The organism is Candidatus Similichlamydia epinepheli, assembly GCF_003056015.1.
In genome coordinates this window covers 1-17,186 of record NZ_PPEU01000014.1, presented here as the reverse complement: position 1 = coordinate 17,186, position 17,186 = coordinate 1, and the positions used below count along the sequence as shown (strand labels likewise).

Here is a 17,186-nt window from a genome sequence, read left to right as displayed (position 1 = left end):
ATTTTCCAAGCTTTCGGGCTTTCATATGTTGCCTTGCTTGCCCCTCTCTTTTCTGTCTCTTTGATTGGACTGTTCCCCGTTTATGACTCTCTCTACTCAATTGGAACCAGAAATAATCCACTTGTTCAACATTCAGGATCAACTAGTTTAGGTAAGATGGCGTGTTCAGAAACGACTCTTATTGATTCTGAAGAGGGGTAGAAGTTTTTTTATATTATTCTTTGTTCCTGCCAATCCTTATCTAGTCCTCCTACTCTTTGGAGAAGTTTAAAGCTATCTGTTGTATGATTGAGCCGTTTGCGTGAGGGTTTTCTTTCGTTATTTTGCTCTGTTTTTTAGCTGAGGGAGGAATGAACAAGTGAAGAAACGGATCCCGAGTGGGTTTTTCATTCTTATTGCATTAGCTCTGGTCGGAGTTTCTTTTTTACAGGGATTCTTCAGCCTCTCCTATGCTCAACTATCCTTCCCACATCAGCTGGAACATCTCGTGAATCTTGAGTTGATTCATCCAGAGGAGTCTAGAAAGATTGCCCTTAACCATGGTCTTGTAACATTGCATGGTCGTTATCGGGATGAATTGCCAGATCGAGCTGAGAAGAAATTTCAGTTTTTGAACCTTTTGAATGAGAATTTTCAATTGCAAGGGAGGAAGAATCGTCTTCTTTCTAAATTGAAAGAAGCTAAAGAAGCGTCAATTCTTGCTTGGAATTATTTTGTTTCTATTCGTTTTGCGAATTCGCAGAGGGGTAGGGTTATTCTTGTTCCTCCCTCTCATAAGCTTCCAGAATTGGTTGATGGAATAATTTGTGATCAAAGGCCTTTTCAACAGTTTCTTTCTTTTGATTTTGTTGTGGAACGTTTTGGGGGATTTATATCTGCACCTCGCCTATCTGATGTTCCTGCGACTCGTCAGCTTCTTCAAGAGTTTTATGAAGAGTTGCAATCACCTGTGCTTGGAATCGCCTCTGAATCTTTAAAGGCTCATCTTCGTGCGGCATCTTCTCTTTTAGAGGAAGCGGAAAATTATCGTGGAATTCAAGAGCATGTACACGCTCTTAGGTCAATTTTTGATCATCTCTCTGTTGTTGCACATGGATTGGAGGATCCAATTAGTTGGAGTCAGGAAGCGAAGGTTCGTTCGATTCGTGACTATTACGACTCTTTGAATAGGATAATTGAAGTAGGCCAGAAACTTATCCCTCTACAAATTCAACTTGATTCTGCCCTTACTCAGGAAGATGAATCGATTTGGTTCTTTGAGGATTCGGTTTTATCTAGTCGCGAATTATCTGAACAAGATCCAGATCGATTTAGTATTTGGTTTGCTCAGGCATCGCAAACTTGGGACCAGTTCCAATTTAACAAGGGACATTCCTTCAAAATTCCTGACCAGGTCAGGAGTCGTGTTTTAGAAACAACGTTTCGTAGCCAAGAACTCTCTCCGAATTATCTCAATTACGTGATGACACTGTTTCCTTTTCTCATCATGTTGATTTTCTTAGTGGTTTCTTTTTCAAAGCAATTGAAGGGGATGAGTGGAGGTGCGATTACTTTTGGACGCTCTCCGGCTCGTCTTATGCAGAAGGGCACCTCTAAGATTACGTTTCAAGATGTGGCTGGAGTGGAAGAAGCTAAAGCCGAATTACAGGAGATTGTCTCTTTTCTAAAGAATCCTCAACCTTTTCTTGCGATTGGTGCTCGTATACCGAAGGGCATTTTGTGTGTTGGGCCACCTGGAACTGGTAAGACTTTGATAGCGAAAGCCGTTGCAGGTGAAGCTGATAGGCCTTTCTTCTCGATGTCTGGGTCTGACTTTGTTGAGATGTTTGTTGGAGTAGGTGCTAGTCGTGTACGAGATACATTTGACCAAGCGAGACGTCATGCTCCTTGCATTGTATTCATGGACGAAATTGATGCAGTGGGTCGTCATAGAGGGGTCGGAGTTGGAGGTGGAAACGACGAAAGAGAGCAGACTTTGAATCAGCTTCTTGTCGAGATGGATGGTTTTGAGAGTAACGAAGGTATTATCCTCATGGCGGCAACGAACCGTCCAGATGTCTTGGATAAAGCTCTTCTTAGGCCTGGTAGATTTGATCGGAGAGTAGTTATTGATCTACCTGATATTCGTGGTCGTCATGAGATTCTTCAGCTTCATGCTAAGAAAATTAAGATTTCACCTGATGTCGATCTCATGAAAATTGCTCGTTCGACTCCAGGCGCTTCTGGAGCTGATTTGGAGAACGTTTTGAATGAGGCGGCTCTTCTTGCTGTTCATCGTTCATCTGAAATTGTCGAAGATTGCGATGCACGAGAAGCTAGAGATAAAGTGTTTTTTGGTAAGGAGAGGAAGAGTTTCGAGCTGGATCAAGACGCTCGTTGGACGACTGCTGTCCATGAAGCTGGTCATGCTATTGTTGGAAAATCTCTTTCCCATTGTGATCCAGTAGAGAAGGTCACGATTATTCCAAGAGGGTTAGCCTTGGGCGCCACTTACACTCTCCCAACAAAGAACCGAACAGGGTACAAAAGAGAGGAACTTGGTCACATTCTTGCCATGCTCTTTGGTGGACGATGTGCTGAAGAGATCTTGATTGGAGATATATCTAGCGGAGCTCAAAACGATATTGAACGTGCTACAGAGATTGCTCGTCGCATGGTGTGTGAATGGGGTATGTCTAAGAAATTTGGCCCTATCACTCTTGAAGACAAGTCAGAAAGAGCAGGATTAGGTGGATCTCTATCATCTTCTGTGCGCTCTGATGATACGCTTCGAGAAATCGATAAGGAGATCTTTGCGATTCTAACTGAAGCTAAGAAGACTTCCGAAAAGATTCTCCAAGAGAAAAAAGCACTTCTTCAGAAACTTTCAGATCTTTTGATTGAGTTCGAGACATTAGATAGCCATGAATTGGAAGAAGTGATTTTGGGTACATTCGATTCAGAAAAGAAACGCAAATCTGCGGAAACACTGACTCCGATCAATACAGAAAACATCGATCATGACAATGAAGATGGAAAAGATAATAAGGACAAAAAAGATAAGGACGGAAAAGAGAAAGAAACCACTCAACCCTCCCACCCTATTCAGGAAAAGAGTGGTTCACCTGACAAGGACGGGGAGAAGAAGTGAAGTGAAAGGGAACTTAGTTGTTCCCTTTACCTTGATTGAGTGCGTTGTGTAAGCCTGATTTGACCTTTGGCATTGATTTCCAAAACCTTAACATCAACTTTATCGCCTACCCTGTAGGATTGTAGTGAGCTTGAGCCCGTAGAGATCATTTCAGATACGTGACACAGTCCTTCTTTGCCAGGCATGACTTCAATGAAAAGACCGAAAGCTGCTACCGATTTGACTTTTCCGTGATATATTTTCCCGACTTCTACATCGATAGTTAAGGCCTCAATCATTTTTTTAGCTTTAATGATCGACTCCTTCGAGGGGGCAGAGATGTAGACTATTCCCGTTCCGTCCTCTATGTTTAGGTCAGCTTGACTTTGTTCACAGATAGAACGAATCGTACGTCCGTTAGATCCAATCAAAACCGCAATTTTATTTATCGGAATCTTTACTGTTTCGATTCGAGGTACGTGATCTGGTAGCTCTCTTCTTGTTTGAGGGCATTTTTCTACCATTTTACCAAGTATTGAACTTACACCTTTCCCAGCTTGAGAGATCGCTCTTTGCAAAACTGAGATAGGTATTCCACGCACTTTTACATCCATTTGTAAAGCTGTGAAACCCTTTGATGTTCCTGCTAACTTGAAATCCATATCTCCAAGCATATCTTCTAATTCAGATATGTCACTCAAGATTGCTTCTGCTTCACCTGTTTCAGGTGATAAAAGAAGTCCCATAGCAATACCTGCAACAGGCTCTTGAATTGGTACGCCAGCATCGATCAAAGCTAAACATCCACCACAGACGGAAGCCATAGAACTCGATCCGCTAGATTCTGTGATTGTGGATTCAATTCTAATTACGTATGGAAAGACAGACTTCTCAGGAAGGACGGCAGTGAGAGCCCTTTCGGCAAGTTTACCATGACCTAACTCACGACGTCCCGGGCTTCCAATCTTACCAACTTCTCCTACACAAAAACTTGGAAAGAAGTAGTGCAAATAGAAACGCTGAGATCCTTCACCATCTAAAGTCTCAAAACGTTGCGACATCTGCTCGCTTCCAAGAGTGCAAACAGCAACAGATTGAGTTTCACCACGAGTGAAAATAGCCGACCCATGCACGCAAGGAAGATGTCCTAACCGAGCCTGAATAGGGCGAATCTCTTCTGGTTTACGACCATCTAAACGACAACTATCTTTAAGAAGAGAGGTCTTCAATTCGTCACGCAAAATTTTATCGAAGCTATGCGAACAAGAAGGCTGCTTATCTTCAGAGAAAGAAGAAGACAGATCATGTCTCAATTGGTGAAGAGCATCCTGACGAATTATCTTGTCTGACAAGCGAAGCGTCTGGTGTATTTTTTCACCCCATTCAGAACGAATTTGACTCTCAATTTCCGTATCTATTTCACAGGAAAAAGGAATTTTCTCTTTGCCTATTTCCCTTAGTTCTTCGATCGCATTGCAAATTGTTTGGATCGACTTCATAGCAACCTCAGCAGCCTCTAAAAGAAGAGACTCAGAAACAGGCTTTCCATGACCCTCTACCATCGTTAAGCCATAAGGAGTACCGGAAAAAGTGCAATCAAATAAGGTATGACTCAGCTCAGATGCAGACGGATTAACAATCCAACGATGATCCCCAGTTAGGGCAACTCGTACGGCCCCAACCTGAGTCTGAACCGGTGTAGAAGAAACCGCCAATGCAGCACTACTCGCACATATCGCAAGAGTATCAGGTAAATTGGATCTGTCATACGACCACACAATGGAAAGACTCTGAACTTCATAGGAAAAGCCTTTCAAAAATGTAGGACGCAAAGAACGATCAATTAAGCGGGAAACTAAGACCTCTTTTTCAGATGGTCGCCCCTCTCTTTTGATGAAGCCTCCTACAGTTTTACCAATTGAAGAAAACTTTTCTTGATAATCAACCCGTAAAGGACAAAAACACGCCCCCTCTTGGGGAGACCTAGATTGACAGATAGAAGAGAAGACAACTGTTTCACCACAGCGAGCTAAAATCGCCCCACCGGATTGTCTAGCAATCTCACCAGTTTCAAAAGAAATCTCTTTCCCGCAGATTTCAAACCGCACTCGTTTTTTAGTCATGAAAACTCTCTGTAGAGATATGATCAAAGAGAGATAGCGCGGTCTCTAGGGGACGAATCGAAAAAAGGAATAAAAACATCCCCACCTCATCATCGAAAGGTACAAACTATCGACGAAGATTTAATCGCGAAATAAGAGAACGGTACCTCTTTGTGTCAGTAGAATTTAGATATTCGAGAAGCCTACGTCTGGCCGCAACAAGCTTGAGAAGCGCGAGTCTAGCACTGCGATCTTTCGTGTTCTTTTTGCAATGTTCAGACATCTCAGCTATCTTTTCGCTGAGAATAGCGATCTGCACATCAGCCGACCCTGTATCTTTTTCGTGGAGCTGAAACCGCTTCAAAATTTCGTCTTTCGTTCTTTTATCCAGAGACATCTTCTGCTCTCGGCCTCCCAATCGCGCCACAAGACAAACCCAACCGCCGTGGGATTAAAACTCTACCTGATTTCTACTAAAAAATCAAGTTCACCATGGGGGCGTGCTGATCACAATCTCTTTGTAAAGGACCCTAACTTTAATGGAGCTCCCTTTTCTAGTTGGTAGCAATCTGCTTTCATTAATTCTGGCAGTAATTTGTAAATGCACCAAGTTGGATTTCTTCCTAGTAATGAAGAACCACTATCGAATGAAATAAGTTCTCTTTTCCCATTTGTCCAAATTCTATGGTGAAGCTCGTGCGTGTGTCCGTGTAGATAGATTTTTACGTGAGGTGAGTTCAATAAACAGTTGTTTAGATGTTCGTTTCTTAAAAGAAGTCTCCAATGGTTTCTTAGATTTGTTGTAGGGAAATGGCCAATTACTACACATGGTTCGTTGACTTCTTGCAAAGCTATTTCCAGGTTTTTTTCCAGTTGTTCAGAGAAGATGCCTTGCGCATGGCCTATCTTTGTATTTGTCAAGTCAAGGCATATCCCTGTCCATCCATTTGGAAAACGAACAAGAGTGAGGCCTTTTTCCAAGAAATCGTCTACTGAAAATGAAAATGCATTTCGTTCTAAAAGCCTCGTGAACGGGTTTCGCCCATCTCTCTTTTGAAAAATATCGTGATTGCCTGGAAGAATTAGTTGAGGAATTGAGTCGAGTTTTTTTAGCCATTCCAACGCTAACTGACACTCTTTTGCAGAGCCTTTGGTTGTGAGATCCCCTGAAATCAGTAGACAATCTAACAGGTGTGCTCTTTTTTGTAGGAAAACAAGAAGCGCTTCAGAGTGCCCTTTACGTTGTCTACGTGAGGAAAAAGAAGCAATTGAGTGCAACTGAGAAAACAAGCTTCTACATTTGTGAGAGGTAAACAGTTCACAGTTCCATTCTTGTGTAAAAAAGTGAAGATCGGAAAGATGTGCAAGACGCATAGGATTTGGTTGATTCATGAGAAATGTCCCTTTGGAGAAGTAAAAAAAATTATCTTCTTTCAGGGCTCATTCGAGAAGTTTGTGTAGAAGTGATAACAATCAACATAACTCCGAATAGTTGAAGAAGAATTAATGATAGTTCACGCATTGTAGTTGTGGTTAAAAGAGGAATATAGCTGGACAAAACTCCCAAAGAATATGACAACAATATATTTAGATTGCGAATGCGAATGTATTGATTGACTAACCAAATCGCAATTCCGACATGTTCTTCTTTTTGGGGGACGATTTGAATCGGAAAAGAGTCGTTTGCCCTCTCCTTTAATGTGACAATTTCAACACAAGAAGAATAACATTCTTGACTGTTCGTCATGGAAGGCCTCTCAACACATGCAGCCTTTTTCCCTAATTCAAAAATGACTTCAGGAAGCTCTTTAGGGTGAATAGCATCGATATTGAAAATAAGCTTAAGCTCTTCTGCAAATGGACCTTTTGGTTGATCAATGCAAAGAACTGGCGTGCATTTTGCTTGTTGTATTGAATCTAAAATTGAATTTGAATTAGCGAGACGTTGTTCAGTAAATGCAAATGCAGCGATCACTGCACCTTCAAGAGACATAATTTCTACATGTTCACCCTTGATCATAGATGTATCTATCCAATCTCGGATCATTGATAGATCTACTTTTCCCTTTTGAGAGATCCAGCCTGGAGACCCCATCAAGATTTTTGATCCACGAAAACATGTCTCTATTCCTTGCCCATGATCAATTGTCGAGAAAGAGAGCATTGAAGAAACAACCTCAATTGCCTCCTTAGGTTTTTTTTGAGTTGAATGTGGGATGTAAACATCGAATAGTGCCTGTGCAAGTTCTGGGTTGACATGGCGTTGGATGCTGGAAGCTATCAAGAGAACTGCTCCTTTCGAAAAGGAAGAGTGAAACGTTAGTTCAATGGAAATTGCTGATGGTAATGTTAGAATGTCATTAAGGAGGGCTCGTTTTCGTGTTAAGAATTCCTTTTTAAAGAAAATTTGTCGGATAGGACTTAAAAAAGAAGAAAGCTTGGGGATGTGAATTTCAGGATGATTCTCCAAGATCTTTCTTCGAGTAAAAGTATCGGTGAATGAGAGAGAAACGAACCCTAATATAGGAAGTCCATGTACTATTCGTTCCAGCGTGATGCGGAGGGCAGATACAGTCAAAGGGTGAGGGCCCTTTATCGCATTATTCAAAAATTGGCTCAGTACGATAAGCGTTATAAATGGTAAAATTGAAAGGGTGAATTCACGTCTGCGCTCTTCGTTTGTTTGCCTGGGCAGCAAGTTTTCGTGAATTTTATTGAACAAAGAATGCTTCCTGGAACATTTTGTCAGCATTAAAATTGACGAAGTTAAGTTTCTACTTCCTGAAAGAACTTGATCTCCTTCATACTTGGCGGAAGAGTTAGTTTTACCGTCTAACCATGAATCGTCAACTAGCGTAGCACCAGAGGTTATAGTGCCATCTGTAGGAAACAAATCTCCTATTTGGATAAGCGCGAATTCTCCGCCAACAAGAGTATCAATGGGAACTTCAATTATATCGTGAATCCCATTTCTGATAACTTTTACTTGTTCCCATAAATGATCAAGATCTTGTCTGTGTGTAAGAGTCAAGACTAGGTCAGTATGAAGAAATATAGTTGTATTAAATATTATAAAGAGCAATTGAAGAAACGATAGATATGGAAAGAACAATCCTCCGCTTAATTTCAACAAAAAAGAAAGCGAGAAGTAAAAATAAACGCAATTCAGGTGAGATTCTATAACTTTCGGGAGACGATTCAGTAATCCTGGTTGAGAAATAGTCCAATACAGATCTCCAAGTCCAAGATATGAAATAAGGAAGGAATAATCACTATTTCCGTTCCACAGTTCTTGAAAAAAAGTGAATCCAAGAAGTGCTAGTATACGAATACCGCTCCCACGTAAAGTTTTTAGTGCCTTTTTGGTCGTCCCATAGAATGTATCTTCGCACCACCACTCAAGTGAGCAGAAGATTCCTTTCTCTTCGAATAAACTAATAAGATAATCAGTGTCTAAAACATCACACTCATATGCAACAAGAAAGGTATGGGAAAGAGGGTTGATACCGATTTTGCGAAATCGTGGGAGTGATGCGATTTCATTGTTGAGCACTGTTTCGTAATGAACTGTACTAGGACTGCGTACCCTAAAGAGTGCCTTAAACATTTTCTCCAGACGATTCTATTCCTTCAGCAAATAGCTGAAGTGCTATTTTGATGCCGTGTGTGTGGTGGTTTTTTTTCTTTTTTTTCGGTTTACTAGCACATTACTAGCACCAGATCCTGTCACAATTTCGTGCAAATCTCCTATTGCAATGAATGCCTCTGGATCTTCACGGAGGACAACAGACTTCAATTCAACAAGCTGAAGCCGCTCTATTATGATATATAAAATCTCTCTGTTGTCTCCAGAACATCCTCCTTTTCCGTACATGACAGTAATTCCAACCCCCACATCTCTGATGAGAGCTTCTGTCACTTCTTTGGATTTCTTGGAAATTATTGTGACAGTTTTAACTTCGTCGAAACCTTGCAGAACCATATCGATGATTTTGTAGGCAACAAAATACGTCATGAGAGATCTAAGGGCAGAATTCCAATCAGAATATATGAATCCAGCAATGGCAAAGATCAAAACGTTAGAGGCTAATATTACCTGACCTACGGTATACCCGAAGCGGCGATTCACTAAAACCGCTACAATTTCACTCCCGTCCAAACAGGCTCCATGTCTAATTATCAATCCAATGCCACACCCTAATGCAATTCCACCAAAAACAACGATCTCCAATATGTCACCAGTAAAGTGCTTATCAAACCCCTCCAAGAAATAAAGGCACAAAGAAAAACTAGATGCAGCGAAAAACATTCGCATTACGAACTGCTTACCAATGTGTCTGTGAGCCAAGGCGACAAAGGGAGCCGAAAGAATCAATACAACGAACGGCAACTTGGACGGAATTTCAAAGGCTTGCGTGATCAAGATTGCAAGACCGACTGTTCCACCATCAATCAACTTATTTGGGAGTAGAAAAAAATGAAGAGCGAAAGCTGTAACGAATGACCCGATCGCGATGAAAACATACGAAGAGAGCCGAGAAAATCCTCTTATAAGGGCTGAGCCTTGCTTGTCTGATGTGGAGACCATGCTCTACATTCCCCTCACTTTTTGGTTTGAGAGAATGGAAGAGGCACATAAGACGTGATCATTCGCGAGAGACGGGGCTCGAACCCGCAACCTCCGGCGTGACAGGCCAGCGCTCTAACCAATTGAACTACCCCCGCACAAACGACCACAATCAACTGAAAAATGAAAACTGCCCCATTGCCCCTAAAAAATATCATTAACTCGGCCCAGATTGGGTGCAACAGGATTTGAACCTGTGACCCTCTGCTTGTAAGGCAGATGCTCTAACCACTGAGCTATGCACCCTAGCAGTGGCCGCTCGCAGTTTAGCAGATAAGCTGATTGTGGCCAAGTTCAAGGGTGACAATATTGGAAGCAAAAAAAACTTATTTTTGCAGTGTGAAAAAACATGATTTTACAAAAAATCTTTATTTTGTCGCTTGCTTTATTTTTACTTTCCTCCCAACATGGATAGATTTTTACATTCTTGATTCTTTCATGATAGCTTTTTCAGTTCCTGTTTTCCTTTCTTACATGTCCGTTAGTGAACAGTCAGGATGTTTCTATTGGGTTCCTTGCACATTTTTTGTTGTTCAGATTTTTCCAGCTCTTATTTCTTTTTTCGACGTTCGTGGAGAGGAATTGCGTCCAATTTGTACATGGAGAGTTACAACCGAACATGAAATAGACAACTTTCGTGTAGAGTGTGATTGGGATCGTCAAAGAATTATTGTTACTTTGCAAGTTAAAAAGAATGTTTCCGTTTTATTTTTTCAAATGGGAAGTTCTCAATTAAGTTGTCTTTTTTCCTTTGCAAGAGGAACCTCTATTTCTGTTGACTATGAGTCTGGGGTTCAGATTGGAAATCTAACTCGAGGTGAAGCAATAGAGCTTTTTATAGATGGAACGCATCGAATGAGCAAAAAGGATGTATATGATCATCCACAGATAGTTCTTCCGCGTCTTTCATTTGGATCACATAAAAAGAAGTGTTTTCACACCTTTGACAAGAGATGTTCTCGGGAAGATATTTTTCCTTGCCTTTACGCTCTCTCTAAACTTCTTCCTTCTGATGTTGTAGGTTGTGTCGAGTGTACTGTTTCAGATCAAGAATTGATTCATACAGATTTTGTTTCTGTTTGGAGATACCACTTTTCAACGACAATGGTGCCTTTCTGGCAGGATCAACGCTTCTATGGAGCAGGTCCGTTCTTTAAGGGGTATGGCAGTCCGCTTAATATTCTTTCATATGTTGGCAAGTCAATTATTGATTCTTTAGTGAGACTTGATGAGTCAACTTTGTTTGTTCTTCCTGAGCGTCCTAAATGGTCAACAGCTGGTCGGTTGAGAAGTTTTTTGCTGCCATTTGGATCTTTTAGCATTATCTGGTCTAATTGTAGGTTAAGAAGTTGCCTGCTAAAAATAGACCAAACTAATTTCTGTTATTTTGTTTTCCCTCCAGAGGTTCGTGTCTTTCGCGCTACCAGAAAAGGGGGTGGACCCGGTATGTATCATGTTGTTGGATCTGAACCAGTGCCATTCTTTTTTAAAGAGGGTGACGTCTACTGTTTCGATCGTTTCGAACATTAGTCCCGGGAGCCTGAGATTGTTTAGGCCGTCGATCGAAAATGATGATTTGAATGCCTTGCAAAGAGGCATGCATTGCTCTCCGCACGATTTTTTAGGGTTTCATTGTGTTAATGGACGAAGTCTGATTCGTGTATGGAGGCCTAATCAACTTTCTCTTTCAATTAGTTGTCAGGGAAATATCGTGCGTCTTGAAGCCAGAGATGGCATGGTTGGGTTGTTTGAGTTGGATTGTTCTGATTTGCCTTTTGCTTCGTCTTTGTCTTACTTAATTTGCATGCCGAATGGTCAATGGATAGAAGACCCGTATAGGTTTCGTTGTGTATTTTCTGAGCTTGATGCTTATCTTTTTGGAAGGGGAGTGCATTACGAAATTTTTCAAAAGCTAGGTGCACACTCTAGCGTGATGGATGGAGTAGAGGGGGTTCTTTTTTCTGTTTGGGCACCGCGTGCTAACGGTGTTTCAGTAGTAGGAGACTTTTCACTTTGGGAAGCTGAAGTTTTCCCTATGAATAGACATACATCTGGTATTTGGACTCTTTTTATTCCGAGACTAAAAGAAGGAGAACGTTATAAATTTGCTATTAATCAAAAGGGACATATCAATTTTAAATTAGACCCTTTTGGGTTTCAGTTTGAGGAGAGACCTGCAACTTCTTCTGTAATCAATAACAAGTGGAAAAGTTATTGCTGGAATGATCAAAAGTGGATGGAGAGACGAATATCCAGCAGCTATAGAGATCAACCTATTGCCATTTATGAGGTTCATCTAGGTTCATGGAAACGTTCTTCGTCTGGAACATTTTTATCATATGAAAAAATAGCTCAAGATTTGAGTGACTATGTAAGTCAGCTTGGTATGACACATGTAGAACTTCTACCTGTTTGTGAACACCCATTGGATGAATCTTGGGGATATCAGACAACAGGTTATTTTGCTCCTACTAGTCGCTTTGGTCCAATTCAGGAATTTCAGAAATTTGTCGATATTCTTCATCAAAAAGGTATTGGAGTTATCCTGGATTGGGTTCCGGCTCATTTCGCTTCAGACGAACACGCACTTTCTAATTTTGATGGGTTCCCTCTTTTTGAGGATGCAGATCCACTCAGGCAAGTTCACCCTCATTGGGGAACTTTGCAGTTCGACTACGGGAGGAACGAAGTATCTAACTTTCTTTTGGCGAGCGCTCTTTTTTGGTTAAATGTTCTTCATATAGATGGATTGCGTGTCGACGCAGTTTCTTCTATGTTGTACAGGGATTATGGGCGTGAAAATAGTTCTTGGAGTCCAAATCAGTATGGCGGAAAGGAGAACCTTGAAAGCATTGAATTTCTGAAACATTTGAATTCGGTTACTCATTCACGTGCGCCTGGAACCTTCACTGTAGCTGAAGAATCTACAGACTGGAAAAAAATGACAGCATCCCTCTATGAGGGAGGGTTGGGGTTCGATTTTAAATGGCAAATGGGATGGGTTCACGACACACTTCGCTATTTGGCTTTGGACCCATATTTTCGAGGCTCAAATAGGAAAGATATTTCTTTTTCTGCTTTTTATTCGCATTTGGAAGCATTCCTGCTTCCACTCTCACATGATGAAGTTGTTCATTGTAAGGGTAGCTTACTTGGAAAAATGTTTGGAAAGGTGGATGTGCGTTTCGATCATTTGAGACTTTTGTACTCCTATCAGATGTGTATGCCTGGTAAGAAATTGATTTTTATGGGATCAGAATGGGGAGCTAAGGATGAATGGTCTGTTTTAGATAGCTTGGATTGGATTGAACAAAAAAGCGGAGCGCATTTCCATTTATGGAAATGCTTACGTGACCTGAACTTTCTATATACATCTACACCTGCGTTATGGGAATGGGACCATGTGCGAATCGGATTTGAGTGGATAGATATAGATGAAAAAGAGAGAGGTATTTTTGCTTATTTTAGGAAATCGTCTGTACAAACTTTGCTTTGCATTCATAACTTCACCCCAGTAGCACAGGACGATTACAACTTGCCATTTTTTAGAAATGTTAGTTTGATTCCTCGTTTCTCTTCAGATTTGGAAAAATATGGAGGTTCATCCAATAAAACAGGAACAATAATAAAGCCTAATGGGTCTTTGCTATCTTTGTCGTTGCCTCCTTATACAACACTAATTTTTGAGGTTTTTTTTGAATCGCGCGCCGATGTCAAGGGAGTATGAGCGTTACTTAGATCTATGTAGAGAGCTTTGGTATCATAACCGTGCTTACTTTACATTGGATTGCCCAGAAATAGGGGATGAAGAATACGATCAACTTTTAGAAAAAATCAAAAATTTGGAATGTATTCATCCAGACTGGGTCGGAGAGCATTCTCCTACGCAGTTTATAGGAGAAAAACCTAGCGGACGTTTTCCTACACAAAATCACATTTGGCCAATGCTTTCGTATGATAAGATTTTTGACAGAGATGGCCTATTTCATTTCCATGAACAATGCCAGAAAGCTCTTTGCAAGACGCCCTCTTACTATGCTGATGTAAAGATTGATGGATGTGCTGTTGCTCTTTGGTATATTCGCGGTCGCCTTGAGTGCGGATTGACTAGAGGTGATGGCCTAGTAGGAGACGTAATCACGGAGAACTTAAAACAAGTTGCGGGGATCCCTCATACGATTCCAATGAGACAAGGCTCGTGCGAAATTAGGGGGGAAGTTCACATGCCTTTCACCGCATTAAATTCGATTAATGAAGGCAGAATAAAGGAGGGATTAGAGCCTTTTTCTAACACGAGAAATTGCACTTCTGGATCTTTGAAATCTTTAGATCCAAAAGTTGTTCGCGAAAGAAAACTATCGTTTTTTGGATATTTTTTATCATCTCCAGAAGTTGAGAGCGTTCAGGAAATGTCAACCAAACTTGCAAGCTGGTCTGTCTCTGTTCCGTCTCCTTCTTTGACAGGAGCCTCTATAGAAGAGGTGTTTGAATTTATTCAAAAAGTAGAGATAGAAAGGGAATCTTTGCCGTTTCGTATTGATGGAATAGTAGTAAAACTTGATTCTATGGAGGATCAGCTTCAAATGGGCTCTACAGGGCAATATTATCGATGGGGAGTCGCATTTAAGTATCGAGCATGTCGTGTCAAGACTAGAGTTCGTTCAATTTTTTCTCAAATTGGAAGAAGCGGTGCTGTTACTCCAGTCGCTCTTTTGGACCCTGTCTATTTGGATGGAAGTTGTGTTTCTAAGGCGACGCTTCATCATTTCGGATGGGCCTTTGAAAAAGGAGTTCGTGAGGGAGATTTCGTTTGGATTTGCAAAGGAGGAGATATAATTCCTCAAATATTGGAAGTGGATATGGACCTTCGGCAACAGGGAACTGTTCCGTTACAACTACCAACAAAGTGCCATTCATGTGACTCTGTTCTGGAAGGGTGCCCTATGACTTTGAGGTGTTCGAATCCTTTGTGTCATGATAAACTTGTCCAGTCACTTATTCATTTTGCTGATTCGTTTTCCATAGATGGTCTTGGGAAGCGTACGATTGAAGAATTAGTCTCAAGAAATCTTGTTAAAGACTGGGACGATCTTTTCCGCTTGAATTGTGAAGTATTAAAAGATTTACCTCAATGTGGTCCTATTCTTGCAAAAAAACTTATTGATTCGATTGAAAAAAGTAAGCTTGTTCCCTTTTTCTCATTTCTTTCTGCTCTTGGGATCCCATATATTGGGAAAAGAAATGCAAGAGCATTGGCCAAGAAATGCGATTCTTGGGATGCTCTGAGAGTGTTGTCTATCGAGGAGCTCCAGTCAATTCCTGGGTTCGGTGGAAAGGTTGCTAGATCGACCTACAAAGTATTAAGTGATTTGGAACCGCGTGTAAGATCTCTTTTTGCTTTAGGAGTTCGTCCTTTTTCAGAAAAAAAGGAGAAGGAGGGGGCAGTGCCTTTTTCTGGATTTTCATTTGTTATTACAGGGACTTTCAAAAAAGGTTCTAGAAAGGAGATTGAGGAACTCATACGAAAGCAAGGTGGATCTGTTCTTTCTTCCATCTCGCAAAAGACTGATTACTTGCTTGTTGGGGAATCACCAGGGGGCAAGTTGGAGCAAGCTCAGTCATTGAATATCGCTATCGTTAATGAAGCGTGGTTGTTTTCCAAACTTGAGAAGGTGTATCAGAATGTTTCGTAAGCTACTAGGTGCCTTATTTGGACTATCAGTGGTTCAAAGCCAAGACACTACCAACAATAAAATCGAGAAGGATTCGACTGTTGTAGAGCAAGTTATTGATCCTGCCGAAAAAGATGTACAACAAGGGAAAGATCTCTCGCTTGAACAAGAGAGGTCAGAAGTGGAGATTGATGAGAAATTGACCCTTGCACGTCCTTCTTCAGAAGTCGCTTCTCGTTCTGAAATTGGATCCGGTTGCAGGGAATGCCCTTTACACTGTTTTTTAAGGGCCGAGTCTCACGACTCGCGAGAGCATCGTTGTCGTAGAAGTGAATGTTGGTTTTCAAAAAAAACAGAGCATTTCAAAACAGAATTGAATCGTTTGAAGAATAAAATTTCTAGAGAGACAAACGTCTTAAAAGACAAAGTGAAAAAAATTTTCAAAAGAGACTCATGTCCTGAAAAAAAAGAGTGCGATCGTAGAAGCGGGTTTCGATCCCGTTAGTTATGTAACAAGTGGTAGAGGGTCTCCGATCAATGTTAGGTGCTTTACTTCACGCACGCGAATAAGTTGTATCGTTCCGGTTAACTCTGTCATCCCCGGTAAAATGGCACGCCACCATCCGCGGGTACGTCCCTTCACAAAGTTTTCTTCTTTGAAGCTAGGACCTTCTACGAGAACCTCTACAACACTTCCGATAGCTTTTTTGCGCTGTTCTGAGGACATTCGTTCGTGCAAGTCAAGCAACCTTTGCAACCTATTGAGCTTGTCTTCCTTTGTTACGTTGTCGAGGAATCGTGTAGATGGCGTCCCCTTCCTTGGACTGTACATGAAGAAGAACGATGTTGTGAAATTATCTTCCTCTATAGCTAGTTGCGTTTGTAGGAATTCTTCTTCAGTTTCGCTAGGAAATCCGACAATGAAATCAGATCCAATTCCCCAATCTGGAAATAAGTCTGGGTGAATTTTTTTTCTTAAAATTTCATGTTTTTTTTCTAAAGTGTTCTTGATTTTCCAAACTTTTTCTCTAAAAGATTCTCTTGTGTACATGCGATTCATCTTTTTTAGAATCCGGTTTGATCCTGATTGCAGACAAAAGTGGACGAACTCACACACTTTGGGAAGATTTCAAGCTATCGGAAGTGTTGTAGAGGTTCTCGTAGAAGGTCCTAGCTTCAAAGAAGAAAACTTTGTGAAGGGACGTACCCGCGGATGGTGGCTTGTCATAAAACGTATACGCTCAATCCCTGGTATCTCATGTACCTTTTCTAGAAGATGATGAAAAAGAAATCCGTCTTTTTTGTCCTTACCATATCCATTAACATTTTCTCCAAGAAGGGTTACTTCCTTGTATCCTCTATTAGCTAAATCTATACACTCTTGTAGAATGGAAGTGCATGGCCTAGAAACCTCTGGTCCTTTTGTGTAAGGAACAATGCAGTAGGTGCAGTACTTGTTACATCCACGAATAATTGAGACAAATGCACTTATTTTATCTGACCTCTCTGCAACTCTATAATCTAGATCATGTTCAAAAATATCATCGATGCGAATAACCCTTTTTCCACGTGAGAGCAGCTCTTCGAGAATCTCCACAAGTGAATGGAGGTTATTTGTCCCCATTATGAAGTCAACATGAGGGAGAGACGCAAGAAGCTGATCTTTTCTGTGATTT

Annotated in this window: 13 protein-coding genes and 2 tRNA genes; 6 read left to right on the top strand and 9 right to left on the bottom strand. The window is 41.0% G+C overall.

Annotation, left to right across the window (positions count from 1 at the left end; translation table 11 throughout):
- Together GCCT14_RS01605 and ftsH are read left to right on the top strand one after the other, a co-directional pair.
- A partial coding sequence (locus tag GCCT14_RS01605; protein WP_157952464.1) for a hypothetical protein occupies positions 1-201 on the top strand: 201 nt, incomplete at its 5' end.
- 157 nt (positions 202-358) lie between these two features.
- The gene (gene ftsH, locus GCCT14_RS01600) at positions 359-3,130 is read left to right on the top strand and encodes an ATP-dependent zinc metalloprotease FtsH (protein WP_108623938.1); all 2,772 of its coding nucleotides are present in this window, start codon (positions 359-361) and stop codon (positions 3,128-3,130) included.
- Positions 3,131-3,156: 26 nt separating this feature from the next.
- Here the strand turns inward: ftsH and pnp are convergent, their stop codons facing one another.
- The 7 genes from pnp to GCCT14_RS01565 all read right to left on the bottom strand — a co-directional run bounded on the left by pnp (position 3,157) and on the right by GCCT14_RS01565 (position 10,084).
- A complete protein-coding gene (gene pnp / locus GCCT14_RS01595; RefSeq protein ID WP_108623940.1) occupies positions 3,157-5,232 on the bottom strand; it encodes a polyribonucleotide nucleotidyltransferase in 2,076 nt (691 codons plus the stop codon).
- Positions 5,233-5,338: 106 nt separating this feature from the next.
- Entirely contained in the window at positions 5,339-5,608 is a 270-nt protein-coding gene (rpsO, locus tag GCCT14_RS01590; RefSeq protein WP_108623939.1) for a 30S ribosomal protein S15, read from the bottom strand.
- 110 nt (positions 5,609-5,718) lie between these two features.
- A complete protein-coding gene (locus GCCT14_RS01585; RefSeq protein WP_108623937.1) occupies positions 5,719-6,603 on the bottom strand; it encodes a metallophosphoesterase family protein in 885 nt (294 codons plus the stop codon).
- Positions 6,604-6,634: 31 nt separating this feature from the next.
- The gene (locus tag GCCT14_RS01580; RefSeq protein ID WP_108623936.1) at positions 6,635-8,818 is read right to left on the bottom strand and encodes a P-type ATPase actuator domain-containing protein; all 2,184 of its coding nucleotides are present in this window, start codon (positions 8,816-8,818) and stop codon (positions 6,635-6,637) included.
- Between the two features lie 42 nt (positions 8,819-8,860).
- The gene (locus GCCT14_RS01575; protein ID WP_108623935.1) at positions 8,861-9,799 is read right to left on the bottom strand and encodes a YitT family protein; all 939 of its coding nucleotides are present in this window, start codon (positions 9,797-9,799) and stop codon (positions 8,861-8,863) included.
- 63 nt (positions 9,800-9,862) lie between these two features.
- Positions 9,863-9,936 (bottom strand) — tRNA-Asp (locus tag GCCT14_RS01570).
- Positions 9,937-10,011: 75 nt separating this feature from the next.
- A tRNA-Val gene (locus GCCT14_RS01565) sits at positions 10,012-10,084 on the bottom strand.
- 63 nt (positions 10,085-10,147) lie between these two features.
- Between GCCT14_RS01565 and GCCT14_RS01560 the strand changes: the two genes are divergently transcribed.
- Genes GCCT14_RS01560 through GCCT14_RS01545 form a run of 4 tightly spaced genes read left to right on the top strand, consistent with a single transcriptional unit; the run spans position 10,148 to position 16,015 of the window.
- On the top strand, positions 10,148-11,368 hold the full coding sequence (locus GCCT14_RS01560) for a hypothetical protein (RefSeq protein ID WP_157952463.1): 1,221 nt from the start codon (positions 10,148-10,150) through the stop codon (positions 11,366-11,368).
- Positions 11,369-11,384: 16 nt separating this feature from the next.
- Positions 11,385-13,565 (top strand): 1,4-alpha-glucan branching protein GlgB, encoded by a 2,181-nt coding sequence (glgB, locus tag GCCT14_RS01555; protein WP_157952462.1) that lies wholly within the window; start codon positions 11,385-11,387, stop codon positions 13,563-13,565.
- The gene (gene ligA, locus GCCT14_RS01550) at positions 13,534-15,531 is read left to right on the top strand and encodes an NAD-dependent DNA ligase LigA (protein WP_157952461.1); all 1,998 of its coding nucleotides are present in this window, start codon (positions 13,534-13,536) and stop codon (positions 15,529-15,531) included. Before glgB ends, ligA begins: the two co-directional genes overlap by 32 nt.
- Positions 15,521-16,015: a hypothetical protein gene (locus GCCT14_RS01545; RefSeq protein WP_108623931.1), complete on the top strand. Its 495-nt coding sequence runs from the start codon at positions 15,521-15,523 to the stop codon at positions 16,013-16,015. Before ligA ends, GCCT14_RS01545 begins: the two co-directional genes overlap by 11 nt.
- On the opposite strand, the gene GCCT14_RS01540 is transcribed toward GCCT14_RS01545, so the two are convergent.
- A complete protein-coding gene (locus GCCT14_RS01540) occupies positions 16,016-16,561 on the bottom strand; it encodes a hypothetical protein (protein WP_157952460.1) in 546 nt (181 codons plus the stop codon).
- A 78-nt stretch (positions 16,562-16,639) separates the two neighbouring features.
- The coding region (locus tag GCCT14_RS01535) for a radical SAM protein (RefSeq protein WP_157952459.1) at positions 16,640-17,186 on the bottom strand (547 nt) is incomplete at its 5' end.

Excerpts from the sequence above, each read along its gene's own strand:
- pnp (WP_108623940.1), bottom strand. The coding sequence starts at position 5,232 with ATGACTAAAAAACGAGTGCGGTTTGAAATCTGCGGGAAAGAGATTTCT.
- rpsO (WP_108623939.1), bottom strand. The coding sequence starts at position 5,608 with ATGTCTCTGGATAAAAGAACGAAAGACGAAATTTTGAAGCGGTTTCAG.
- GCCT14_RS01585 (WP_108623937.1), bottom strand. The coding sequence starts at position 6,603 with ATGAATCAACCAAATCCTATGCGTCTTGCACATCTTTCCGATCTTCAC.
- GCCT14_RS01580 (WP_108623936.1), bottom strand. The coding sequence starts at position 8,818 with ATGTTTAAGGCACTCTTTAGGGTACGCAGTCCTAGTACAGTTCATTAC.
- GCCT14_RS01575 (WP_108623935.1), bottom strand. The coding sequence starts at position 9,799 with ATGGTCTCCACATCAGACAAGCAAGGCTCAGCCCTTATAAGAGGATTT.
- GCCT14_RS01545 (WP_108623931.1), top strand. The coding sequence starts at position 15,521 with ATGTTTCGTAAGCTACTAGGTGCCTTATTTGGACTATCAGTGGTTCAA.
- GCCT14_RS01540 (WP_157952460.1), bottom strand. The coding sequence starts at position 16,561 with ATGTACACAAGAGAATCTTTTAGAGAAAAAGTTTGGAAAATCAAGAAC.